Origin of the sequence: Sulfurovum sp. TSL6 (genome assembly GCF_019972115.1) — a bacterium.
Lineage (GTDB): Bacteria > Campylobacterota > Campylobacteria > Campylobacterales > Sulfurovaceae > Sulfurovum.
In genome coordinates this window covers 308,663-333,277 of sequence record NZ_BPFJ01000001.1, presented here as the reverse complement: position 1 = coordinate 333,277, position 24,615 = coordinate 308,663, and the positions used below count along the sequence as shown (strand labels likewise).

Here is a 24,615-nt window from a genome sequence, read left to right as displayed (position 1 = left end):
GTACTTATAGGAGTTTGATCTCCAAGGAACGAAAACAGTCCCTGTCATCGTAGAGATAAAACATCTTTATCTTAATAATAAGATCATCTCTGATAAAGAGAACTTGAACTTGGAATTTTCCGGCATTGCCAGTGTTGGTAGAAATTATGCCATGCAAGGTGAGACTATGACTGCACCTGAGATACCGTAAAGACCATATTTTATGCCATTTACCTTTATCTTTTTTACACTCTACTTATACCAATTTTCCCTTTTTTCTGTCTATGTTGTATTACATTATATAGAATTAAACAGCATACTTAATTCGATATATTATTGACATTTTATTTAAGTCATGAGTAATTTAAATATGTTAGAATGATAGCAATTACATGTAAATTTTTACATATTTATAGGAAAATTAAAATGAAATTTATTTACCTAAAAAACTATTTAGATCTACCCAGAGAAGAGAAATTAAATTTTTTTAAGTTCCTAGGCAATGCTGATAACCTAAATATATTGAATCAAAGGGTGATCTTTGGAGAAAACGCTCTATTGTTAGATTTTAAGGATGATACAAATATAGAAGAGGCAAAGAGAAACATAGAGCATTTTTTTAAAAAAACTCCTGAAATATCGGTACATGTGGTAGATCAAATCATAGAGGATAAAGATAGTTTGATCTTGGAGTTTAATAACAAAAAACTAAGAGTTAAACATTAGCAGATAAATATACCTGTGGCCTTTGAGCAACATAGCGCATAGATAAAATAAAACTTAGATATATGAACGTTACCGTACTACAGGGAAAAATCATTCAAAATGGAGGGGAAATAACTTGACTATACCGGAAAAAATAGCACAGGAAGTGAAATTAGTTGCCTATGAATGGCAAAAGAAGATACAGGTTTCTCGTAAGGGCCAAGAGCAGGATTTTCACGATATGATGTTAAAAATGCTGAGAAATCCTGTGAACAAAATTTTCCTTATCGAACTACTGGACCAAAGCTTCCGCTCCAGCAACCCAGATAGGGTTGCAGATCAGCTGGAATACATATTTACAAAATACAAAAACACAGATTTCTTTTCTCAGTTTGAACAGATTCTCATCTGGCTTTTTCGCGATGTTGGGATCTATCTTACCTCCATTTCCATTCCTCTTTTTGTCAAATATCTCAGAAACGATATCAGTTCTATTGTCATTCAAGGAGAAGACCCTGTTCTGTCGAAGCATATGCACAAAAGGAAACAAGAGGGTACCAGAGTCAACATCAATGTGATCGGGGAGATCGTTTTAAGTAAGGAAGAAGCGGACAAAAGAGTTGAAAAATATATAAAACTGCTTCAAAATCCTGATGTTGATTATCTCTCTATTAAAATATCAAACCTCTTTTCTCAGATCATCCCACATGCACATGAGAACAATATTCATCATATTTCCGAGCAGTTAAAAAGAGTCTATAGTGCAGCAATGGAAAACACGTATTTGGATAAAAACGGCAAGGAACACTATAAGTTTGTCAATCTTGATATGGAAGAGTATAAAGATATCCAGATGACTATCGATGCATTCAAAAATGTTTTAGAGATGGATGCGTATAAAAACCTTCATGCCGGAATAGTGATCCAGACTTACATTCCCGATGCGATGATCTATATAAAAGAGTTATACGCTTGGGCTAAAAAAAGAGTGCAAAGTGGTGGTGCTCCTATCAAGATCCGTATTGTCAAAGGTGCAAATCAGGAGATGGAACTGACCGAAGCATCTCTTAGAGGCTGGCCGAATGTCACCTACTCTTCAAAAGCGGAATCTGATGCAAACTATAAAATAGCGATGAACTTTTTACTTGACCCGGAAGTGGCGCCTTATGTACATACTGGTATCGCTTCACACAATCTTTTTGACCATGCACTAGCAATGCTATTGGCAAAAGAGAGAAAAGTAGAAAAATATGTCACTGCAGAGATGCTTGAGGGGATGAGTGAAGCAGCCTATCAGGTACTGAAAGATCAAGGCTTGAATGTGATCCTTTATGCGCCGACTGCAACGAAAGAGACCTTTACAAATGCCATAGCTTATTTGGTGAGAAGATTTGATGAAAATACAGCAGAACAGAACTTTTTACGACACAGTTTTGGCCTTGAGGTCGATACACCTGCATGGGATATATTGCTCAAAAGTTATGATGATGCTCTTGCTCTTATGCCCACTGTTGATCAGGAGCCTTATAGAACGCAAGATAGGAATAAAGAGATCGTCAAAGAGACGATTGATCTGAAACGCTACCATTTTGAGAATGAACCAGATACAGACTTTGTACTCAAGGCAAACAGAGAGTGGGCAGAAAAGATCCGTGACAAGTGGCAGAACATCGGTAAAGTGGGTGGATTTAATGCTTATCCCGTTGTAGGTGGGGAGATCGTTCAAAGAGATCTACATGTCGATGTAATAGATAAGAGCCAGTACCATGAGAATAAACTGGCAGGACGCTATACTGAAGCAACACCTGAAGATATGAAAAGGGCTATTGCAACAGCCAAAGAAGACCCGGATGGCTGGAGAAAACTCACGGCAACGGAGAGACAAGAGATCCTGATGGATGTAGCACATGAGATAAAAGTAGCAAGAGCGGACCTCATAGGTGTGGCTGCTGCAGAAGTAGGTAAAGTGTTTACCGAAACAGACGTAGAAGTAAGTGAAGCGATAGACTTTGCGAACTTCTACCCTTACAGCGTGGCAAAGATATCTGCTCTTACAGGTGTTGAAGCCACGGGTAAAGGCGTGGGTCTGGTTATCAGTCCATGGAACTTTCCTATCGCTATTCCAGTAGGTGGAATCGCCGCATCACTTGCCGCAGGAAATACAGTCATATTAAAGCCAGCGGAAGACTCTATCCTTTGCGGATATCGGTTGTGCCAATGTTTTTGGGATGCCGGTGTCAGTAAAAATACACTGCAGTTCATCCCAGGTCGCGGTCCTGTTGTAGGAGAGCATATGATCCCTAGCAAAGATATCGATTTCACTATCTTTACAGGGGGTGAAAAAACAGCTTATAACATCATCAAATCCCGTCCGGATATAGCACTTAGTGCTGAGACCGGTGGTAAAGATGCGACCATTGTGACCGCTTTAGCCGATCGTGACCAAGCGATTAAAAATGTGATCGTATCGGCCTTTCATAACTCAGGACAAAAGTGTTCAGCAACCTCACTGCTGGTACTTGAAAAAGAGCTATTTAATGATGAAGCATTTAAGCAGACGCTCAAAGAAGGGGTTGAATCACTTAAAACAGGCTCCGTTTGGGATTTTTCTAACCGGATCGGAACATTGTCAAATCTTCCCTCAGGTGAACTTAAAAAATCACTCACCTATCTTGATGAAGGTGAAGAGTGGCTGGTAAAACCAGATTTCACGGACAAAGGTAATCCGTATATGCTTACACCGTCAGTAAGATGGGGAACAAAAAGAAATGATTTTTGTCATATGAATGAGCTTTTTGGTCCTGTTCTAAGTGTAATGTGTGCAGAAGATCTGGATGATGCTATCGATATAGTAAATGCAACAGGCTACGGTTTGACGTCGGGTATAGAATCTTTAGATAAAAGAGAACAAGATTACTGGAAAGAACGGATCATTGCAGGGAACCTCTATATCAACCGTGTAACGACAGGTGCGATTGTCACACGTCAGCCTTTCGGCGGCATGCGAAAATCTGCCATAGGAAGTGGGAAAAAAGCGGGTGGTTTTAACTATGTTAGTCAGTTCATGAACCTTACGTATCAAGAGACAAACCTTTACGAATCATGTTCAAGCCAGTTTTTAGATCAAATGAGAGTTCTCCTTACAAGAGATACGGTATTTAATGATGAGTGTGAGGCGGCATTGAGACATATGTGCCACTTTACCCATTGGTACGAGGTTGAGTTTTTAAAAGAGCATGACTATGCACATATAAGGGGAGAAAGCAATATTATCCGTTATCTTCCTGTGAAAAGTGTACTGCTTAGAATCGAAGAGCAAGATGAACTGGACGAGATACTGACAACGATCATGGCTATCAAAATGATAGGTGCGCAACTTCATATATCTATACCTAAAAAATCCCGTAAAGCCGAACTGATATGGCTTGAATCCAAACAGAACTCTTTTATCGGGAAAGAGGACAGTTTTGCCAGGGAAGATGAAGATGCATTGATCGAGAAGATACCGGAAGTACAAAGAGTAAGGTTTCTGCATCCGGACAATGTAAGCGACAATATCTACAATGCGATTGCCCATAAAGCTATCTATATAGCCAGTGACAACTTTGTATCTCACGGCAGACTTGAGCTCATGCACTACTTTATAGAACAGAGTATCTCAAACTCTTACCACAGATACGGAAATCTTGGTATTCAAAGCATTAGATTGGAGGAGATTTAAATATGCAACCGGAAATTATAATATCATTTATAGGATATATGCTGGTGATGCTGGCTATAGGGTTTTATTTTTACTTTAAAACAAATGATTTGAGTGACTATGTTTTAGGTGGACGCGGTCTAAACCCTAGTGTGACTGCTCTAAGTGCCGGAGCATCTGATATGAGTGGATGGCTGCTTCTCGGGCTTCCGGGTATGATGTATAGTGATGGGATAGTCGGTAGTTGGATTGCAGTGGGGCTTATACTAGGAGCCTATCTGAATTGGCACTATGTAGCAAAGCCACTTAGAGTATATACGCATCATCTAGACGATTCTATTACTATTCCGGATTATCTGGCAAACCGTTTTGAAGACAACGGACATATGCTCAGAGTGATCACTGCAGTGGTTATTTTGATTTTTTATACTCTTTATACTTCATCAGGACTTGTTGGGGGAGCGAAGCTTTTTGAGGCAACATTTAACATTGCTTATTCAGATGCACTGCTTGTAGGGAGTTTTGTGATCGTTTCATATACTTTCTTAGGGGGTTATAATGCTGTAAGTTGGACAGATTTTATTCAGGGTATTTTGATGATGCTTGCTCTTGTTATCACACCCATTGTGGTTGTTTCTGAACTTGGAGGAGTATCAAGTGCTATGACAGCGATAGAATCTATAGACCCATCACATCTCAATATGGTCAGCGGTGCCTCTCTTATCTCTGTGATATCATTGCTTGCATGGGGATTAGGCTATTTTGGTCAGCCTCATATTCTTGTTAGATTTATGTCTATCAGAGATGAAAACGAGACACATAAAGCCAAAACCATCGGGATGACCTGGATGATTTTATCCATTCTGGGTTCTTTGAGCGTCGGTTTTTTCGGGTTTGCTTATGTTGCAGCAAACGGCATTGATCTGGCTGACAGTGAAAAGATCTTTATTACACTCTCCCAACTTGTTTTTAACCCTTGGATCGCAGGCTTTTTACTCGCTGCGATACTCGCGGCTATTATGAGTACGGTAGACTCACAACTGCTTGTATCCTCTTCTGTGTTAACAAGGGATGTATACCACGCAATCATACATAAAGATGCCAGTGACAAAGAACTTGTTTGGATCGGACGTGCCACAGTGATCATGATCGCCCTCATCGCATGGTATATATCAGCAGATGAGAACTCCAGTGTACTTAAACTGGTATCCTATGCCTGGGCAGGATTTGGTGCCGCATTTGGGCCACTTATCATATTAAGTCTTTATAGCCGTAACATTACAAAGTTCGGTGCGATATCAGGTATGATAGTGGGTGCTTTAACTGTCATCATCTGGAAAGAGCTGCAGGGTGGGATATTTGATATATTTGAATTGCTTCCTGGATTTGTTTTATCGTGGATAGCTATTTTGATCTTTAGCAAATATGGCACTTCCAATCCGGATTCTATCGCTAAAAAGTTTGATGAAGTGCAAAACCGATTAAAAGTTGAATAGGAAATTATAAAATAGTTACTATGGAATTTTAAAGAAAAACAATAAATATTTTACAAAATGTAGATGTTACAGTACAATAAGAGTAAAACCATTATAATAAATTAAAAAAAGGAATAAAAAAGTGAAAAGGATCGTTATAAAAGTGGGGAGTAGTGTCTTGACAGAGACAACAAGTATTGCAAAAGAGAGGATGTTAAACCTAGCCTCGTTAATTGCTGAAGCTAGAAAAAAATATGAGGTCATTCTTGTCACATCAGGAGCAGTTGCTGCAGGATATACAGCCGTTAAATTAAACAGAACTGTTCCTACAAGTAAAAAAGTTTTAGCTTCTGTTGGACAGCCCATACTAATGAGTTCTTATAAAAACAAGTTTGACATTTATGATGTGCCTATTTCTCAGATACTTTTAACTGAAGAAGATTTTGACTCAAGAGTACATACAAAGATCTTTCAAGATATTATAGACAGAACATTGAAAAATGATATTTTGCCTATAGTCAATGAAAATGATATTTCAACAACTCCAGATCAACTCTTTGGAGATAACGACCAACTCTCTGCACATATTACCTATTATACCGGTGCTGATCTCCTTGTGATATTAAGTGATATTGATGGATATTATGACGCTAACCCTAAAGATAACCCAAATGCAAAGATCAGAAAAATTGTCACTGAGATAAAAAAAGAAGAGCTGGAGCAGGAAGTTACTCCAAACTCACAATTTGCAACAGGTGGTATTGTCACTAAACTCAAAGCAGCTGACTATATTATGAGTAAACGCAGAGAGATGCTTTTATGTAATGGTTATGATCTGACGACTGCCAGAGAATTTTTAATCGAGGGTGTACATAATAAAGGTACACTATTTACAACGCAAACAAACAAGAAGAAAGATAAATAATGAAGTTGACGTTTATTGGTAATGGAAATATGGCACAAGCGCTTATTAAGGGTTTAGTCGAAAATTATGAGATAGAAGTGCTTGGAAGAAATAAAAAATCTTTACAAGCGCTTCAAGAACAGCTTCCTCAAATTTCAACAAAAGTGATGGGAGACAAAGAAGATATATCGAGTAAAAATATAGTACTTTGTGTCAAGCCCTACTCTCTTCCAGATCTAGCTCCCAAATTAATGGGACAAGCAGATGCCATTTATTCTGTTTTAGCAGGAACGTCTATAGAGAGTCTAAAGTCACAAATACAAGCAAAAAAATACATAAGAACGATGCCAAATTTAGGGGCAAGTCATCTTAAATCTATGACAACTATCACAGGAGATGAAGATCTAAAGGAAAGTGCATTAAGTATTTTTAATAAAATTGGTAGAAGTTTATGGCTAAACAGTGAAAACGAATTAGACATCGCAACAGGTGTAGCAGGTAGTGGGCCTGCATACTTGGCTCTTATCGCTGAGAGTTTGGCTGATGGTGCAGTCAATCAAGGACTTAAGCGTGCTGATGCCCAGGTACTGGTACAAGGCCTTTTTGAAGGGTTTGCATCCCTTATAGCAGATGAAAACCCGGCGATTCTAAAAGATGGTGTGATGAGTCCGGGAGGAACAACTGCGGCTGGATATTCAGCGTTAGAGCGTTGTAATGTTCGTCATGGGATGATGGAAGCAGTAAGTGATGCTTATGCAAAGGCCAAAGAGCTCAAACGTAAAAACTAACAGACGAGGACAAAAAAATGACAAGACTAGAAAACATATCGATGATTAAAGAAGCCAATGTATATTTCGATGGGAAAGTAGTGAGCAGAACTATTTTTTTACCCAATGGCGAAAGACAGACTTTAGGTGTGATGCAGCCAGGTGAATATACATTTGACACAAATGAAGCAGAGATCATGGAGATGATGAGTGGAGAATTGGAGATCAGACTTCCAGGAGAAACAGAATTTAAAAAATTAAATACGCCTGAGAGTTTCAATGTCCCAGCCAACTCATCTTTTGATCTGAAAATCAAAACGGTTACAGATTACTGCTGTAGCTATATAGAGGCATAAAAATGGAAGATTTTTTAAAAGAAGCAAAAAGTTCAAGCAGAGTTCTGGCGACCATCAGTGGACGTGAAAAAAACAGAATACTGAATGAAATGGCTCAAGCACTTAGAGATAACAGCCGTAACCTAGTAGCACAAAACAAAAAAGATATGGAAGATGGAGAAAAAAATAAGCTCTCTTCTGCACTGATGGATAGGCTTTTATTAGATGAAAGTCGTATCGATGCAATGGCAGTAGCCATAGAAGAGATAGCAGCTCTTAAAGATCCTGTAGGTCGTATCTTGGATGGATGGATCACTGAAGATGGGTTAAATATGCAAAAGGTTTCCATTCCTATAGGTGTGATAGGAATCATCTACGAGTCTCGTCCAAATGTAACTTCAGACACTGCTGCACTTTGCTTTAAGAGCTCCAATGTTTGTGTACTCAAAGGTGGGAAAGAAGCGCAAAATTCCAATGAAGAGATCGCAAAGATACTTCAAGACGTATTAGAAGCAAACAATCTTCCACGTGCATTGATCTCACTCATACCAGACGCTTCAAGAGCGGGGGTTGATAAACTTATCAAGATGGACAAATATGTTGACCTTATCATCCCAAGAGGTGGGGCAGGACTCATCAAACATGTCTCTGAAAATGCGACGGTATCTGTGGTTAAACACGATAAAGGTCAGTGTCATACCTACATTGACAAAGATGCAAAACTAGACAATGCCATAGCGATCGCACTCAACGCAAAAGTACAACGTCCTGGTGTATGTAATGCGATGGAAACACTGTTGGTTGATGCTGCTATAGCAGAGGATGCCCTACCTCAACTCAAAGCTGCATTTGATGAAGCACATACTGAGCTCAAGGGTGATAGTAGAACACAAGGTATTATAGAAGTAGCCAATGCAACAGATGAAGATTATGATACTGAATACTTGGCTAATATTTTAAATATTAAAGTTGTAGATAGTGTTGAAGGTGCTATTGAACATATTGTAAGATTTACTTCAGGGCATTCTGAAGCCATCATCACAGAAAATATCACGACTGCTGAACTATTTCTGAATGCCATAGATGCTGCAGCAGTGTATGTCAATGCTTCAACACGCTTTACAGATGGAGGAGCATTTGGATTTGGTGCAGAAGTTGGGATCAGTACCAACAAACTCCATGCTAGAGGACCGATGGGGATAGAGGGGCTTACTACCTATAAATATAAAATTTACGGTAGTGGACAAATACGTAACTAGCCTACTTCTTTCACTGCACTTCACTATAGCCCTCAAAGCTATAGTGTACCTAAATCAATCCCAATCATATCAACAATCAAAGGAAAGTAGTTCTCATGAACATACTAAAGAAAATCACACTTATACTCTTTATGCTTTTAGCTCTTTTAGGCAACCTTGAAGCCGAAGAAGTACCCAAAACGCCTATGCTTGAACGTCCACTGATGGAACGTTATATTCTGGATGAATTAAAATCCGTACGCATGGACAACCAACAGACACGTGTTGATATGGAGAAACATATTGCACAGTTAAAGATCGAAAATAACGATCGTGCAGCACGCTATATGACAGATACCATTGCCAATATCTTCTATTTGATCGCTGCAGCGACATCTATTCTCTTTTTTGCCGGTTGGAATTCTCTCAGAGACATCCGCAGTAAAACAGAAGAGATAGTCGAGACAAGTATTGAGGTGATCACAGAGCAGTATAAACAAGAATTGGCAACCTTACAAAACAAAGTGCAAGAACAGTCCCAAATAGTCCTTGATAACCAAAATAATATTTACAATGCACAGCTTGTCCACTCTTATTGGATGAGATCAAACCTGGAGACCAATCCTCAGGCAAAAATAGATCTCTATGATGAGATAATAAAGATCAATGACAATGATGCAGAGGTCTATGCCTACAAAGCAGATGCAGTACTTGACCTTGATGAGTATGAGTGGGCACTGAACTTAAGCAATAAAGCCATAGAGATCGATAATGAATATGGGTATGCCTATTGGCAGCGTTCCTGTGCTCAGGCAAAGCTGGATAATTTCAAAGAGGCAGTCAAAGACCTTGAAAAAGCCATAGAAAAATCACCAAGCCTCAAAGAAGAGATCCAGAATGAGCCCTATTTCACTGCTTTACGAACGTCCAATGAGTTTAAAAACTCAACTGTTTTATAAAAATTAGACATGGAGAGCAGTAAATAATGATACTTTTACCCTATCACTTATTCTGAATACTCAATTTTACGCCTCCAGAAAAGAACACCTAATGATGTAGTGAAAAGTAAGAGAACTAACCCCATTACAACACTTAATGTTCCATTCGCTCCCTCTGTAAATGGTAAACCGCTGGTATTCATGCCAAAAAAACCCACAATCAAATTAAGCGGCAGAAAAACAGCTGAAATAATAGTAAGAAGAAAAATGAGACGATTCATTTTTTCATTGGTACGCGTATTATAAAAATTATATAAATAATCCAGTTTTGAAAGCTGTAGTGTTGCAGAACGCAAAATCCGTTCACAATGCTCATGAATATCTATATAATGATTCATAGGAAAACTCTCATCCGTCTCATAATAATGAATCATATCCTGCATAACAGCTGCCGTACGATGCATGATACGTTCTATCCGCAGGATATCTCTTTTTAATGTAAGCCACTGTGTCATAAAGTTCATTTTTACTGTGTCATCATAGAGTGACTCTTCCATGTCAGAAATCTGATCCTGATATGCATGAAATGATTTGAGCAGTTTATCCAGCAGTGTATCTATTTTATGATGGGGTCCATCAAATCGACTCTCCAGATCTTCTAGTCTATTCTTTGCAGAATTAAATAGATAACTACCGTCATGGGTAATGATAAAACCTAATGAGATCGCTTCAAGCTTCTCAACAATGACAGGCAGACGTATAATCAGCATATCATAATCATCATTTTCATCAAAAATAGAGGGGTGTAAATCGTTTTGTAAATCTTCTAAATGAAGTGTATCAACCAGGTGTTCTACTTGTTGCATGATTTTCCCTTTTAAATGTAATTGTAGATGATTCTATCAACCTAATAGTTCATCCTTAACAGAGTCATCTGCCTTTAAATCAAGAGTGGGATCTTGTTCTTTTTTATATGAGCTTCACATCTTCCATGGGGATTTCCATCAGACTCTCATCTTGATGGAAAGGTTCCATCTGTTCTTCAGCAATTTGAATATCCTTCAGTGCTGCGATATGAAAAGCTGCATCCCCCTCATGAATCAGAGGAATTTGTGTTTTTCCTATGATAATACCATCAAAAGGAGCTTCCACTTCATAGCTTTGATCATCAAACAATGAATGAATACGTGCAATGACATCCCCTTCTTCCACTACATCACCTAATTGTCTAATGGTTTGTATCATGCCACTTTCGTGCGCACGTATCCATTTGCTGGTTTTTGTCAAAACAGGCTTGATACGACTGCTTTTTTTAGTACGAACCGGTAACATCTCGTTCGCTCTAAGTACATTAATGATACCTTTTACACCGATCTTAATGGATTTTTCATCAAGTCTGAGTGCTTCTCCTGCCTCATAAAGCAAGATCGGTATACCTCGGTCTTGTGCTTCAGCACGCAAAGATCCATCCCTTAACTCGGAATGCAGTATCACAGGTGATTCAAATGCATAAGCAAGTCTTAAAGTATATTCATTATCGGTGTTGGTACGCACTTGGGGAAGATTGTCCTTATGTATACTGGCTGTATGCAAATCGATCCCCAGATCACATTTGGATACGATCTCATTAAAAAATGTCTTTGCCACACGTGAAGCAAGAGCTCCTTTAGAATGACCTGGAAAGCTTCTGTTCAGATCACGCCTGTCAGGTAAATACCTGGAAAGGTTTATGGCTCCGTAAATGTTCACTATAGGAACAAGTATCAATGTACCTTTGAGTTTCGTAAGTAAATGTAGCTGGCGAAGACGACGAATGATCTCTATGCCATTAAGTTCATCTCCATGGATCGCTGCACTGATGAAAACCGTTGGCCCTTCTTTTTTACCACGTATCACATAGACAGTAAGAGAAGTAGGCGTACCATAAAAACTTGGCAGTTCTATCTCTACACGTCTTTGTGTTCCTTTGGCTATTTTAACTCCACCTAAAACAAAAGAATTCGCTTCCATTTATGCTCCAATATTGTCTTTCTTACGACGAGGCTTTTTATTATCAGTAGGTTTAATATTGGCTTCAATGTAATCCATGATCTTACCTGCGATATTTGCATTGGTAGCTTTCTCAATGCCTTCAAGTCCTGGAGATGAGTTTACTTCCATCACCAGTGGACCACGATCAGAAGGGATCATATCCACGCCACAAACACCTAGACCCATAGCCTTTGCAGCAGCCATTGCCGTAGATTTTTCTTTACGGCTCAGTTTATGTGCAGTAGCACTTCCTCCTTGATGAAGGTTTGACCTGAAATCACCTTCTGCCCCTTGACGCCTCATTGCACCAACCACTTGGCCATTGATAACCAATGCACGTATATCGGCACCACTAGCCTCTTTGATGAACTCCTGAACCAAAAGACTGACGTCCATTCCATAAAAAGCATCCAACACGGATTGTGCTGCTTTTTGTGTCTCGGCAAGTACTACACCGACACCCTGTGTTCCTTCAAGGATCTTAAGTACCAACGGTGTTCCTCCAATGAGTTTGATCACATCTTTTGCATTGGCTTTGTTTGATGCAAAAACCGTTTTTGGCATATCCACATCATGGGTAGATAAAACCTGAAGGCTTCTTAACTTGTCTCTTGATCTTGCAATAGCAAGGTTTCCAGCAACACTGAAGGCTCCCATCATTTCAAAGTGACGCACCATTGCTGTTCCATAAAAAGTACGACTTGCTCCAACACGAGGTATAATAGCATCAGGTACCGGTAGTATTTCACCATCGTAAATAACCAACAACTCTCCCTTCATTATCTCAATAGTACACATCAAATAATCTATGACACGTACATCCCATCCTTTTGCCTCAGCTTCTTCTACCAATCTTTGTGTGGAATAGAGATTTGTATTTCTAGAAAGTATATAAACAGTCATTATTTTTCCTTTGTAATATATTTATGAGAAACATCTATCAGATAGTGATGTGATAGGAAACGTCTTCCTATGAGCATAGGGTACTTCATATTTTCTCGATTTGTCAATGAAATCTCTGCTTCATATGTTTTACAACCTAATTTCAACATGGATTTCACGAACACTCTTTCTTCACTTCTACCGTTGGAACTTTTTACATTTTTGATCTTGAATATGGGCAAAGTAAGCCTTTTACCATGATACGCAGGATGTACTTCATCATGTAGGGTAAAAATAACGTTTTCACCTTCTACTTCAATGTCATCACAGTGCATAGAACAATTGTCCGCTCCTGTATCTATCTTGGCATCCAAACCAAAAAGATGCAGCCCTGGGAGATCCACTCTTTCTATATATCCTATTACTTCCATCTTCTCTCCTTCTCTTTATACTTTTAAATAAAGTGTTTCTAATACTTTTAATGCTTTCTCAATGGAATCCAGAGATACTGTTTCTGCTGTCGTGTGATACCCGGTCGTAGGAAGCTGAAAGGTGGTTCCCTGTATGGAGCCATCACTTGCTTTTGCCAAGCGTCCCATCTCCGTACTCCCAAGAGAATAAGCGGGCTTTCCTTGAGCTAAGAACTCTTTATTGAGATCCTCTATAAATGCATCCTTGTATCCATATTTTATCGAGAATTCATCACAAATTGATTCGATTTGCTTTGTTAATGGTGAAACAAAGTTGGCATTGGCATCTTTATTCCTCAACACGATATGCTGTGCTTCTGCAGCAACTCTCCCAGGATAAGGACTGGTATCAAGCACCAGTAATGAATCGGTTGATACATCATGACCTCTGAACCATTCAAGTAAAAATCGCCAACTTTTGCCTACCTCTTCCTGTGCAGTGAAAAAAGCGCGTCCCTGGTATCCTCTCTCATATAAAAAAAGAATGATCGCAGCACTGAGTACATTATCCAGTTGTGCAGAAAGATAACCATCCTCATAGGTCAGTGTATCCACATAAGCCACTGGAGTACCTGCATGTAGATGTTCCAATCCTCTCACATTAAAAAGAAGATTTGATCTACGTTCACATAAATATGCATTGTCTATGGTACCTAAACCTAAGTAGGCACCAGACCACGGTTCATAGGCTTGAACACGTTGATGCATAAAACGTCCTATGATATCTTTATAGGTCTTTTCTGCAACAGAGTCACCAGTCAGATCCGCTCTATTTTCTGCAATAAAGGCTGCATACTGAAATTCATTGGGACCGGTACAGATAAGACCATGACGGTCAATATGCGCACTGATCATACCACTACCAGGCTCACTCCCTTTTGCTACAAGTAAGCCTTCATACAGCGTTGCTTCTATACCTATCTCTTCTAATTCTCGTTTTAGAGAGAGAAAAAATGAATGTTCAGACCCCACAACAGAGGGTGTTCGTATAAGCTGTTTCAGTATGTCTAGGAAACGACTCATTTCCGGTGAATTTCCTGCAGTTTCTTGCATATGTTTTAAAAAAAAGTTCTTAAACATGATACCTTGCTTTCTTTCATAAGATCAATACTATTTATAGCATACATAACCTTGTTAAATGCACCTATAACATGCTAAAAGAGATTTTATTTTAAAATTTATACAAGTACAGAAGAAACTATAGTCCACACTGAATACACACATACATTTTATACTAATCTAAGTACAAAATTTAATAAAGTGACAAGGACAATACTCAATGAAAGCATCGGATCTATTTATAAAAGCATTAGAAAACGAGGGTGTTGAATATATATTTGGTATCCCCGGAGAGGAGAATTTGGATCTCTTGAATTCCTTGCGAAACTCCAGTATACAATTTATTTTGACACGTCATGAACAGGGTGCAGGTTTTATGGCTGCAACCTATGGACGCTTAACGGGGAAAGTCGGTGTATGTATGTCAACCTTAGGACCAGGTGCAACCAATCTTGTTACACCTGCAGCCTATGCCAACCTGGGTGGTATACCTATGTTGATGATCACAGGTCAGAAACCGATCAAGAAAAGCAAGCAAGGGCGTTTTCAGATCATAGATGTTGTACACATGATGAAACCCATTACAAAATGTTCCAAACAAATTGTCAATGGCAACAACATCGCAGCGATGGTACGTCAGAGTTTTAAATTGGCTTCACAGGAGAGACCCGGTGCAGTACATATTGAACTGCCTGAAGATATCGCAAAAGAAGATGTGGAGGAACAACTCTTTCCTGTGCGTAAAACCTATTACCCGATTGCCAGAAATGAAAGTCTGCAAAATGCCTTAAAGATGTTATACGAAGCAAAAATGCCATTGGTCCTCATTGGAGCTGGCGCAAATCGCAAGTGTATCGGCTCTGCTATGAAAGAGTTTATAGATAAACTCGGTATACCCTTTTTTATGACCCAAATGGGGAAAGGCGTTGTGAGCGAGTTCCATCCTTTATACCTTGGAACAGCCGCACTCTCTGAGAACGATTATCTCCATTGTGCGATAGACAGAGCTGACCTGATCATCAATGTTGGACATGACATCATCGAAAAACCGCCATTTATAATGAAACAGGGAGGAACAAAAGTCATACATATCAATTTTTCACCTTCCAGTGTAGATGACACCTATTTCCCTCAGCTTGATGTGACCGGTGATGTTGCCCGAAATTTGGTCTCTTTGACCGAACTGGCCCAAAAACAGGCACACTGGGATTTTACCTACTTTATGCGCGTTAAAGAGGAATCACAATCACATATTGTGAAATATTTTAAAGATGAAAGATTTCCGATTCTACCGCAAAGAGCACTTAAGGATATTAGAGATGTTTTACCCAAAGATGGCATTTTAACCTTAGACAATGGTATCTATAAAATATGGTTCGCCCGTAACTATAAATGTTATTTACCTCATACACTGTTACTCGATAATGCATTGGCCACTATGGGTGCAGGTCTGGCTTCTGCAATGGCTGCCAAGATCGTTCACCCCGATAAAAAAGTGATAGCCGTATGCGGGGATGGTGGTTTTATGATGAATTCCCAAGAGTTAGAAACGGCGGTACGTCTGGAGCTGGACCTTATAGTCATCATTTTAAATGACAGTGCCTATGGTATGATCAAATGGAAACAGGAAGGTATGGGATTTGAGAATTTTGGATTGGATTACAAAAATCCGGACTTTGTCCAGTATGCCAAAGCATATGGTGCTATGGGATATAGACCGACTTCCTGTGAAGAATTTGGTTCCATTTTAAATGATGTGATCGACCGTAAAGGTGTACATTTGATCGATCTGGCGGTCGACTATAGTTTAAATCATGCCATTTTAAATGAGTTACTCAAAAATAAAACGTGTTTGGTATAAGTTTTACACCATAGAACCGATAAATAATTTTAGGAGTGGATAGTATGAAGAGCATCAAAGTAGAGTCACCGTTTGACGGAAAGGTATTGGATGAGATACCCCTTTCAGATGAGGCAGATATAGACCTGGCTTTAGATCGTGCCCGTAAAGTGTATGAAAACCAGGAGATGTGGTTGCCTAAATATGAACGTATCGCTATTTTAGAGAAAACGGTCGCTATCATGAAAAGTCGTATAGAAGAGCTCACGCGTATTGCAGCCAGTGAGGGCGGTAAACCTTATATGGATTCAAAGGTCGAAGTGGAACGAGCCATCAATGGTGTAAAACTTGCTATTGAACATATGGGTGTTTTTGAGGGGAAAGAGATAGCTATGGGTCATACGAAGAGTTCTGTGAATCGTATTGCCTATACTATGAAAGAGCCTATAGGCGTGGTTGCCGCAATTTCAGCATTTAACCACCCTTTAAATCTTGCAGTACATCAAACCGTTCCGGCTATAGCCGTTGGTTCGCCTGTTATTATTAAGCCATCAGAGTCTACCCCTATGTCCGCGATTAATTTTGTCAACATTTTATATGAAGCAGGATTACCTAAAGCGTGGTGTCAAGTAGTGGTCTGTCACAGAGAAGTAGCTCAGTATCTCGCTACAAGCCCCAAGATAGACTATTTGACCTTTATTGGTTCAGGTACAGTTGGATGGTACCTGAACTCAAAAGTCTCTCCAGGTACCCGTGTGGGCCTTGAACATGGAGGTGTCGCACCAGTTATCGTTGAAGCCGATGCCGATATGGAAGCATTGATCCCTGCTTTGACCAAAGGGGGATTTTATCATGCAGGCCAAGTCTGTGTCTCTGTGCAACGTATCTTTGTCCATGAAGATATTTGTGATGAAGTGGGTTTGAAATTAGCAGAAGCAGCGAAAAAGCTGGTCGTTGGTGACCCTCTGGATCCCAAAACAGAGGTGGGACCTCTCATTTCACACCATGAAGTCAAACGGATAGAGTCATGGGTCAATGAGGCGATCTCAGGAGGGGCAAAAGTACTTTGTGGCGGTAAATGTATTTCTGAAAGCTGTTTTGAAGCCACAGTACTTTTAGATCCACCACGTGATGCCAAGGTAAGTACTTCAGAAATTTTTGGTCCGCTTGTCTGTATTTACCCCTATAGGGATATTGAAGATGCTTTTAAAGAAGCCAATAGTCTTGAATACTCTTTTCAGGCAGCCGTATTTACCAAAAATATCGATACAGCCTTGCTGGCGGTCAAGCGTCTCAACGGCACGACTGTGATGGTCAATGACCATACGGCATTCAGGGTGGATTGGATGCCGTTTGGTGGCGCTAAAGCCTCTGGTTTGGGACTGGGTGGTATCCCTTATTCAATGGAAGAGATGAGTAAAGAGAAATTGATGGTGATAAAATCTTCAGTTTTATAAATTCAATTTTACTTTTACACATACATTACACATAGCTTGAGTACTGTAAATCATACCAAATAAAAGAGAGAGGTCATGTTAAAAAAAATTCTATTAAGTTTGTTTGTTTTAACGTCACTGTCTGTGAGTGACACAGTTGCAGATAGTCCGGCACTCAGCTTTTCACATCACGACAAATCCCTTGCATGGGGGCCCTGCCCTGCATTTCTCGGTGAAGCATGTAAGATAGCTGTACTTCATGGTGATCCTGCCAAAGAGAATCTTGATGTTTTCTTTAAAGTTCCAGCTGATTATGCTATCCCGCATCACTGGCATACTTCAGCAGAACGGATGATACTGGTATCAGGAAAGATGACTGTGACGTATGACAACCAGGAGAGTGAACTACTCACAAAAGGTATGTATGCCTATGGTCCATCCAAACGTCCGCATATAGCCTATTGTGAAAAAGGTGAAGAACCGTGTGTACTCTTCATCGCCTTTGAAGAACCTATCGATGCTTTTGAAGTGATCAAAGAGACTGAATAATATATCTCCTGGTCTGATCCATATTCGTACCTCAAGAGACCATCGTTTATTATCCTAGGAGGATACGTTGACAGATTTTGGCACTTGGCCGTTGGCATGGGTAATTTCAGCCTTTACTGTTGTGACTGCAATTATCGGATGGTTCGGTATCAAGATGACCAAAACTGCCCGAGATCTCGCTCAAAGTACCGGATTAGGCGAAGCACTTATGGGCGCAGTGTTTATTGGTGCATCTACATCTTTGTCAGGTATTACTACCTCCGTCTCCGCTGCGGCTTCAGGATATGCAGAGCTGGCAGTGAGTAATGGATTAGGAGGTATTGCGGCTCAAACTGCATTTCTTGCTTTGGCCGATATCACTTATAAACGTGCTAATCTTGAACATGCAGCTGCATCCGCTGAAAATCTTTTTATGTCCTCCTTCCTTCTTACATTATTGGCCATACATGCATTAGCACTATCAGTCCCTACGATCAGTATCTTCGGCGTGCATCCTGCTACATTTGTTTTGATCATTATATATATATTTGGTGTACATCTTCTGGCTCGTACGCACGAAACCCCGATGTGGCTTCCCAAAAAAACAAGAGATACTTCATCTGAAGCCGAAGACAAAAGTCGTCGCCATGGTAATCATATTTGGAAACTTTGGATACGCTTTACCCTCTACGGAACAGTCGTTGCTTTGGCAGGTTGGTCACTTGCGCAGCTAGCCATACCTCTTGGAGAGAAATCTGGTTTATCTGATGGGATCGTCGGTGGTATATTTACAGCTGTGTCGACATCTATTCCCGAACTTGTGGTCGCTATTACTGCCGTACGTATGGGTGCACTGAATTTAGCCGTAGGAGACATTATCGGAGGCAATGCATTTGACACACTTTTTATTGCCGCATCAGATATTGCCTACCGCGAAGGCCCAATTTATGCCGATGTTTCAAGTGCTGAACAGTTCTGGCTTGCCAACTCGATGTTGATGACCAGTGTACTTCTTATGGGACTCATATATCGCGAACGTCACGGGCCAGGAAATATTGGTTTTGAAAGTGTAGTGTTACTCATTCTATATTTAGGAGGACTTGTAACCCTATCTCTACTGGGATAAAAGTAGCGTGAGATTCAAACACTACATTAAATTTGTTAAACACCCTACTCTATGGTATCATAAATAATATGCTGTTTTTGTAGAAGGATATAATCTTTACAAATTATATCCTTCTACAGAGTTTTGAGGATGATCAGCTATAATAACTCATAGAATAACAAGGAGATCATAAATGGTCAATTTCACTTATCAAAATCCAACAAGAATAGAGTTTGGAAGAGACAAAGAAAAAAATATCGGTGAGTATCTCGCTGCAGAGAATATCAAAAAAGTCTTATTGACATACGGGAGTGACCGTATCAAAAAAGACGGTCTATTCGACATAGTTATATCCAGCCTAGAAGCAAATGGTATCGAATTTGTTGAGTTAGGAGGAATCGTTAGTAACCCGGTCCTATCAAAAGTCTATGAGGCTGTAGATCTGGCCAAAGAGCACAGTGTTGAGGCCATACTCAGTGTCGGTGGGGGTTCTGTATTGGACAGTGCAAAAGCCATAGCGGCCGGCAGTCTGTATGACGGTGATGTGTGGGATTTCTTTATCGGAAAAAGTGTTATTCAAAAGGCACTGCCGGTATTTGACATTATCACCCTTGCAGCCACGGGGAGTGAAATGAACACTTTCGCCGTGGTGACGAATGAAGAAACGAAACAGAAATTCTCTATCGCTTCACCGCACCTCTATCCAAAGGTATCTGTCGTCAATCCTGAACTTCAAAAGTCGGTCTCGAAGGAGTACCTGGTCTATTCTGCTTCAGACATTATCGCCCACTCTATCGAAGGGTATTTTACTGCATCCTCACATCCAGATATCATTGCTGCTTATATCGAAGCGAACATTGCCACGGTCATGAAAACCACTGAAACACTGCTGGCGGACCCAGATAACTATGACGCACGTGGGGAGTTCGCATGGGCAGCGACCCAGGCGTTAAATGGTACAACCTATCTGGGAGTAGAAGGGTACAGTTTCCCAAACCATATGATCGAGCATACCCTTTCTGCACTCTTCAATGTACCACACGGTGCAGGTCTTTCGGTCGTCATGCCAGCCTGGATGAAATGGTATGTTTCACAGAACGAAGGACAGTTCGAACGTTTTGCACAAAAACTGTTTGGACTGTCCGGTGCGATGGAAGGAATCGAAGCATTGGAGTCATGGTTCAACAAAGTCGGTACACCGACCAGGCTTTCACAACTCTCTATAAAGGAAAGTGATATTGATGCGATTGTGGAGAATGCTTGCGAGCATGCGGAAGCTTTCGGGTTGGCTGAAACATATACCAAAGAAGTGTTAAAAGAGATTCTTGGAAAAGCATTGTAGGTTGTGATCTGATTTACCTACAGAAGTCTACTAATTTTAGCAGACTTCTACAGTATGTTGATATTCTTTGTTTATAAGATTCAAGTGTTTCTAGTAGATTATAAATAATAACTATCGAATTATTTCTGTTTTTTCAATTTCGGCAAACAACAACGTTTATATTTCACGCCGCTTCCACATATACATTTTTGGTTGTTTGTAAATTTTACTTTATCCTCATATATCTCACCATCGACATATTTGTACATATCGTTTATTTTGATAAAAGTGGATCTTTCATGATGTAGATGTTGCACATGATCGAAAATATAATAGGCTTTAAACTCCACGATGTCATCACTAGACTCGATGATCTCCAAGTGCTGCCAAAAACTGTTATCTGCCCAGTCCTGTATGAATTTGAGTTCTTCATCACTCCATGTGTGATCATGCGTTGTCGCCTGAAGATAGTTTACATCTCCCAAACAGTAGGCACTGTAGCGTGAGCGCATAAGACTAAGAGCCGTCGATGCCGGCTTCTGCACTCTTAAAATAGGTTCACAACATGCTGAAAAATCCAATCCACTTTTACAATAACACTTCTTCATCTTAACCTTAAATCCTCTATGTGTACGTATTGATTACCAGTGAGGGTCAATCCTATGAGGCAGCATCATACCATAAAATAAATATATACATTAAATGTACAATACTTTCTGACCTTAATACTAGAATGTCATCACATCCAATTCTTTTGTCTAATGACCACACTATTTGCATCATCCATTAACGTGAGTTCATTGTCCGATATATTGGCTTGTAATGACATGGCACGTTTTGTAAGGTCTTCTATATCACCCTCTATATCGAGATGTATGACTTGAAGATTGGAAAAACGTGTCAGTGAGATTTCGATCTGTTTCCACCATAAAGCAGCCATACCTTCCTGGTAGGTATAGATAATCACTTTTTCAGAACGCCCACATGCCTTTTTAATACGCTTTTCATCCGGTTGCCCCAAGTCTATCCATAGTGTTATCTCACCACCCAAAGATTTTTGCCATAGATCAGGTTCATCCTCTTGTGATATCCCTTTACAAAATTCCAGCGCTTCATTAGCATTCAGTATAAATGCAACCAACCTGACCATAAGACGCAGGTCAGTCTCTGATGGATGCTTTGCCATAGTCAAATTATGCTCTGCGTAATAATGGCTGTCCATATTTGCAATGTTCAGTAACGCTTTGTAGATAGTTGCTTTGGCTGCCATAGAACTCCTTGTCTTTTAAAACATATATGATAATATAAACGTAGTATACTACACCATGATAAGAATCAACAATTCAATGCAGGAAGCCAAGAAATGCCAAGAAATAAAAATTTGCCCCTCAACAATATCTTTATCCCCTCAAAAATAGCCTCTAAAAAGCTTATGATCATTCTGCATGGTCGTGGAGATTCATCCCGTGGATTTACTTTCTTACCATCCTACCTCAACATTGATGACATGAACTACCTTTTACTGGATGCTCCATATAACTACTATGGAGGATTCTCATGGTATGATCTGCCACCCAACCAGTTAGAAGGTATTACACATTCACGTGCACTACTAACAGAGATCTTTGATGCCCTTTTTGAAGAGGAGTTCAATGCCGAGGAAAGCTTTTTGTTCGGATTCTCTCAAGGTGCCCTGCTCACCTTTGAATTTGGGGCCAGATATGAAAAAGTGCTTGCAGGGTACATCGCAGTAAGTGGGTATATCTACGATGTCGACATACTTTTACAAGAGATGAACCCAAATGTAAATACTTCAAACTGGTTATGTACGCATGGGACTTATGATGGTATACTCCCATTTAATACCTCAAAAACACAAATTGAAATATTACAAAATGGCAGGTTTGACATCACATTTAAAAGTTATGATAAAGACCATACTATTGCCGAAGATGAATTGATGATGATAAAAGAGTGGATAAAAAACAAACTTTAAGGACAAGGTTTTTGTAAGGATGTATGCTTAAGTATATGTTCTTTTTTTCTTCTCTGTGCTACTTTGAGCATCTGCGTTTTTTCTTCTATATTTGCTTTGTTCCATTGACACATATCGTCAAAAGTACGAAAACACCCTAGACAGACATCATCTTCATTGAGACAACATTGTTTTATGCATGGTTTGTTTATATCTATCATCATTATTTCCTTCTAAGTGCTACGATAAATGTTTTAATTTCTTTTCTCCATACCACCATCAAAGAAGTAAAGTTGTATTGATTTTCATACTACTTTGGGATCGCTTTAGTTTGGCTAAAAGGTATCGACGTCACTTCCTTATGTTTTACTATCACTCCTCTTAAAAAATATGCTATTATCTCTGCAGTAAATAAAACAGGATCACACTATGCACAAGCAGGCTTTAGAAAAAATAGCTTTATGTAAAAAAAAGAAACTCACATACCTGGATCTCAGTGGTCTTGGACTCACAGAGGTGCCTTCAGAGCTAGCTGCACTCACTTGGCTTGAAACACTTTCCCTCTCTGATAACCATATCTCCGATATTACACCACTTTCATCACTGAAAAAACTGCATAAACTGTCGCTTTCCCACAATAAGATCTCTGACCTTAGCCCTTTAAGTTCACATACAAAAATGAAATTTCTTTTTATTCAGGAAAATCACATCACCGATATTACACCTCTGCATCACCTTACAGCACTCAAAAAAGTGGTTGCACATAACAATCACATCCAAGATGTTACAAGTCTGACATCACTACAAAAGCTTGTCTATCTGGATCTAAAAGATAATCCTATTCAAGATGTAAATATACTTGATACTTTTTGTAACCTGCTTGTGATGAAAATATAATTTCATATCTACCTCAAACTAGAGTCGTTTCAATAATCCAAGTGCTGAAGTGACTGCCCCCTCCAAATACCCACCTTCTACAAAGCTACTCTCTGTACCTAAAAAGATCAGCTGGCCGTCAAAATGTGTTGCATTGAATCCATAGGAAGGATGCTCACGCAGAGGCATAGCATCCAAAGGTGTTGACGTATAGGGCTCTTTTTTCCAGTCTACAAGGTGGAAATTAATAGGATCGGAAGCTTTTCTTCCATAAAGTCGAGTAAGTTGTTGAATGACATCTTCTTCAAAGTTCTCATACTTCTCAGTACTGTGTACAAAACCAAAGAGTGCTGCTTTCTCATGAGTACAGGCATCATGTATCTCACCCAATGGTCCCAGATGAGAAATGGCAAAACCACTCAAACCCTTATCTCTCCAAAAGGCATCAGCATATTCAATCACGCACTTGGCAGCATACCCCATCCATGTAGGTATATTCTGTAGTTGTGTATGAAGGGCTTCGGGTAATGCAGGAGAGTATGCTATACTTTCTACAGCTAAACGTGGTGGCAGGGTTGAGATCACCATCTCTGCCTCATACGTTGTATCTAGCGTTTTCACCACTATCATTTCATTTAACTGTGTTAAAGAGAGCACCTTCTCATTAAGTTTAACAGGATTTTCAAGTCTATTTTCCAAAGCCCTGACCATTTGACTGATACCGCCTTTGAGTCGGAAGGAAGGCCCTGTTTGAGAAGGTCTAAAGTGCTGTACACCATCAGGAGCATCATACGAGGCAAGTCCCTCAGTATATTGTGAAAAGAGTTCCAAGTCCAATATCTCTATGAGCTTTAAAATGTTTTTTTGATGTGGCCAGATCCAAGAGGGTCCCATATCATGCCCGTCTATCCCCATGATCCGTCCACCTGTACGATTACGTGCTTCTATGATCGTCACATCATACTTATCTTGAAGCAGTACAGCACTATAGAGCCCACTAAGCCCTGCCCCGATAATGACTAATTTCTTTTTCTTCATTCCGCCATTGTAG

At 39.7% G+C, this 24,615-nt stretch carries 24 protein-coding genes; 15 read left to right on the top strand and 9 right to left on the bottom strand.

Features of this window, described 5'->3' with window-relative positions; genetic code table 11:
* The first annotated feature begins 405 nt into the window (after positions 1–405).
* From LDM93_RS01570 to LDM93_RS01535, 8 genes are all read left to right on the top strand, one after another.
* Entirely contained in the window at positions 406–705 is a 300-nt protein-coding gene (locus tag LDM93_RS01570) for a hypothetical protein (protein ID WP_223890197.1), read from the top strand.
* Between the two features lie 115 nt (positions 706–820).
* On the top strand, positions 821–4,405 hold the full coding sequence (locus LDM93_RS01565; RefSeq protein ID WP_223890195.1) for a bifunctional proline dehydrogenase/L-glutamate gamma-semialdehyde dehydrogenase: 3,585 nt from the start codon (positions 821–823) through the stop codon (positions 4,403–4,405).
* Positions 4,406–4,407: 2 nt separating this feature from the next.
* Positions 4,408–5,880, top strand: a complete 1,473-nt coding sequence (gene putP, locus LDM93_RS01560; protein WP_223890193.1) for a sodium/proline symporter PutP — start codon at positions 4,408–4,410, stop codon at positions 5,878–5,880.
* Positions 5,881–6,001: 121 nt separating this feature from the next.
* Positions 6,002–6,784 carry a glutamate 5-kinase gene (proB, locus tag LDM93_RS01555; protein ID WP_223890192.1) on the top strand — a complete coding sequence of 261 codons (783 nt, stop codon included), beginning with the start codon at positions 6,002–6,004 and terminating at the stop codon, positions 6,782–6,784.
* On the top strand, positions 6,784–7,551 hold the full coding sequence (locus LDM93_RS01550; protein ID WP_223890190.1) for a pyrroline-5-carboxylate reductase: 768 nt from the start codon (positions 6,784–6,786) through the stop codon (positions 7,549–7,551). Before proB ends, LDM93_RS01550 begins: the two co-directional genes overlap by 1 nt.
* Before the next feature lie 17 nt (positions 7,552–7,568).
* A complete protein-coding gene (locus LDM93_RS01545) occupies positions 7,569–7,886 on the top strand; it encodes a pyrimidine/purine nucleoside phosphorylase (RefSeq protein WP_223890188.1) in 318 nt (105 codons plus the stop codon).
* Between the two features lie 2 nt (positions 7,887–7,888).
* Positions 7,889–9,124 carry a glutamate-5-semialdehyde dehydrogenase gene (locus LDM93_RS01540; RefSeq protein WP_223890186.1) on the top strand — a complete coding sequence of 412 codons (1,236 nt, stop codon included), beginning with the start codon at positions 7,889–7,891 and terminating at the stop codon, positions 9,122–9,124.
* A gap of 95 nt (positions 9,125–9,219) precedes the next feature.
* The gene (locus tag LDM93_RS01535) at positions 9,220–10,062 is read left to right on the top strand and encodes a tetratricopeptide repeat protein (RefSeq protein ID WP_223890185.1); all 843 of its coding nucleotides are present in this window, start codon (positions 9,220–9,222) and stop codon (positions 10,060–10,062) included.
* Positions 10,063–10,109: 47 nt separating this feature from the next.
* Here LDM93_RS01535 and LDM93_RS01530 read toward each other — a convergent pair whose 3' ends face one another.
* From LDM93_RS01530 to LDM93_RS01510, 5 genes are all read right to left on the bottom strand, one after another.
* Positions 10,110–10,907, bottom strand: coding sequence for a CorA family divalent cation transporter (locus LDM93_RS01530; RefSeq protein WP_223890183.1), 798 nt, complete (start codon positions 10,905–10,907; stop codon positions 10,110–10,112).
* A 103-nt stretch (positions 10,908–11,010) separates the two neighbouring features.
* Complete coding sequence (locus LDM93_RS01525) at positions 11,011–12,051, bottom strand: succinylglutamate desuccinylase/aspartoacylase family protein (protein WP_223890181.1); 1,041 nt, start codon at positions 12,049–12,051, stop codon at positions 11,011–11,013.
* Positions 12,052–12,975 (bottom strand): 30S ribosomal protein S6--L-glutamate ligase, encoded by a 924-nt coding sequence (gene rimK / locus LDM93_RS01520; RefSeq protein WP_223890179.1) that lies wholly within the window; start codon positions 12,973–12,975, stop codon positions 12,052–12,054.
* A complete protein-coding gene (locus tag LDM93_RS01515) occupies positions 12,975–13,385 on the bottom strand; it encodes a RimK/LysX family protein (protein ID WP_223890178.1) in 411 nt (136 codons plus the stop codon). The genes rimK and LDM93_RS01515 overlap by 1 nt, the downstream gene beginning before the upstream one ends.
* A 15-nt stretch (positions 13,386–13,400) precedes the next feature.
* Positions 13,401–14,504, bottom strand: coding sequence for a peptidase M42 (locus LDM93_RS01510; RefSeq protein WP_308440689.1), 1,104 nt, complete (start codon positions 14,502–14,504; stop codon positions 13,401–13,403).
* A 199-nt stretch (positions 14,505–14,703) separates the two neighbouring features.
* Here LDM93_RS01510 and LDM93_RS01505 point away from each other — a divergent pair, with 199 nt between their 5' ends.
* From LDM93_RS01505 to LDM93_RS01485, 5 genes are all read left to right on the top strand, one after another.
* Entirely contained in the window at positions 14,704–16,344 is a 1,641-nt protein-coding gene (locus LDM93_RS01505; RefSeq protein ID WP_223890177.1) for an acetolactate synthase large subunit, read from the top strand.
* A gap of 44 nt (positions 16,345–16,388) precedes the next feature.
* Positions 16,389–17,780, top strand: a complete 1,392-nt coding sequence (locus LDM93_RS01500; RefSeq protein WP_223890176.1) for an aldehyde dehydrogenase family protein — start codon at positions 16,389–16,391, stop codon at positions 17,778–17,780.
* Positions 17,781–17,855: 75 nt separating this feature from the next.
* A complete protein-coding gene (locus LDM93_RS01495) occupies positions 17,856–18,308 on the top strand; it encodes a cupin domain-containing protein (protein WP_223890175.1) in 453 nt (150 codons plus the stop codon).
* Between the two features lie 67 nt (positions 18,309–18,375).
* On the top strand, positions 18,376–19,413 hold the full coding sequence (locus LDM93_RS01490; RefSeq protein ID WP_223890174.1) for a sodium:calcium antiporter: 1,038 nt from the start codon (positions 18,376–18,378) through the stop codon (positions 19,411–19,413).
* 172 nt (positions 19,414–19,585) lie between these two features.
* Complete coding sequence (locus tag LDM93_RS01485; RefSeq protein ID WP_223890173.1) at positions 19,586–20,734, top strand: iron-containing alcohol dehydrogenase; 1,149 nt, start codon at positions 19,586–19,588, stop codon at positions 20,732–20,734.
* Positions 20,735–20,853: 119 nt separating this feature from the next.
* On the opposite strand, the gene LDM93_RS01480 is transcribed toward LDM93_RS01485, so the two are convergent.
* Positions 20,854–21,321: a YchJ family protein gene (locus tag LDM93_RS01480; RefSeq protein WP_223890171.1), complete on the bottom strand. Its 468-nt coding sequence runs from the start codon at positions 21,319–21,321 to the stop codon at positions 20,854–20,856.
* A 131-nt stretch (positions 21,322–21,452) separates the two neighbouring features.
* Complete coding sequence (locus tag LDM93_RS01475; RefSeq protein ID WP_223890169.1) at positions 21,453–21,983, bottom strand: YaeQ family protein; 531 nt, start codon at positions 21,981–21,983, stop codon at positions 21,453–21,455.
* 93 nt (positions 21,984–22,076) lie between these two features.
* Between LDM93_RS01475 and LDM93_RS01470 the strand changes: the two genes are divergently transcribed.
* Complete coding sequence (locus tag LDM93_RS01470; protein ID WP_223890167.1) at positions 22,077–22,709, top strand: alpha/beta hydrolase; 633 nt, start codon at positions 22,077–22,079, stop codon at positions 22,707–22,709.
* Here the strand turns inward: LDM93_RS01470 and LDM93_RS01465 are convergent.
* Entirely contained in the window at positions 22,706–22,909 is a 204-nt protein-coding gene (locus tag LDM93_RS01465; protein WP_223890166.1) for a DUF1289 domain-containing protein, read from the bottom strand. The genes LDM93_RS01470 and LDM93_RS01465 overlap by 4 nt on opposite strands.
* Before the next feature lie 208 nt (positions 22,910–23,117).
* Between LDM93_RS01465 and LDM93_RS01460 the strand changes: the two genes are divergently transcribed.
* Positions 23,118–23,585 carry a leucine-rich repeat domain-containing protein gene (locus tag LDM93_RS01460; RefSeq protein WP_223890164.1) on the top strand — a complete coding sequence of 156 codons (468 nt, stop codon included), beginning with the start codon at positions 23,118–23,120 and terminating at the stop codon, positions 23,583–23,585.
* Between the two features lie 18 nt (positions 23,586–23,603).
* Here LDM93_RS01460 and LDM93_RS01455 read toward each other — a convergent pair whose 3' ends face one another.
* Positions 23,604–24,602 carry an FAD-dependent oxidoreductase gene (locus tag LDM93_RS01455; protein ID WP_223890162.1) on the bottom strand — a complete coding sequence of 333 codons (999 nt, stop codon included), beginning with the start codon at positions 24,600–24,602 and terminating at the stop codon, positions 23,604–23,606.
* Positions 24,603–24,615 lie beyond the last annotated feature (13 nt).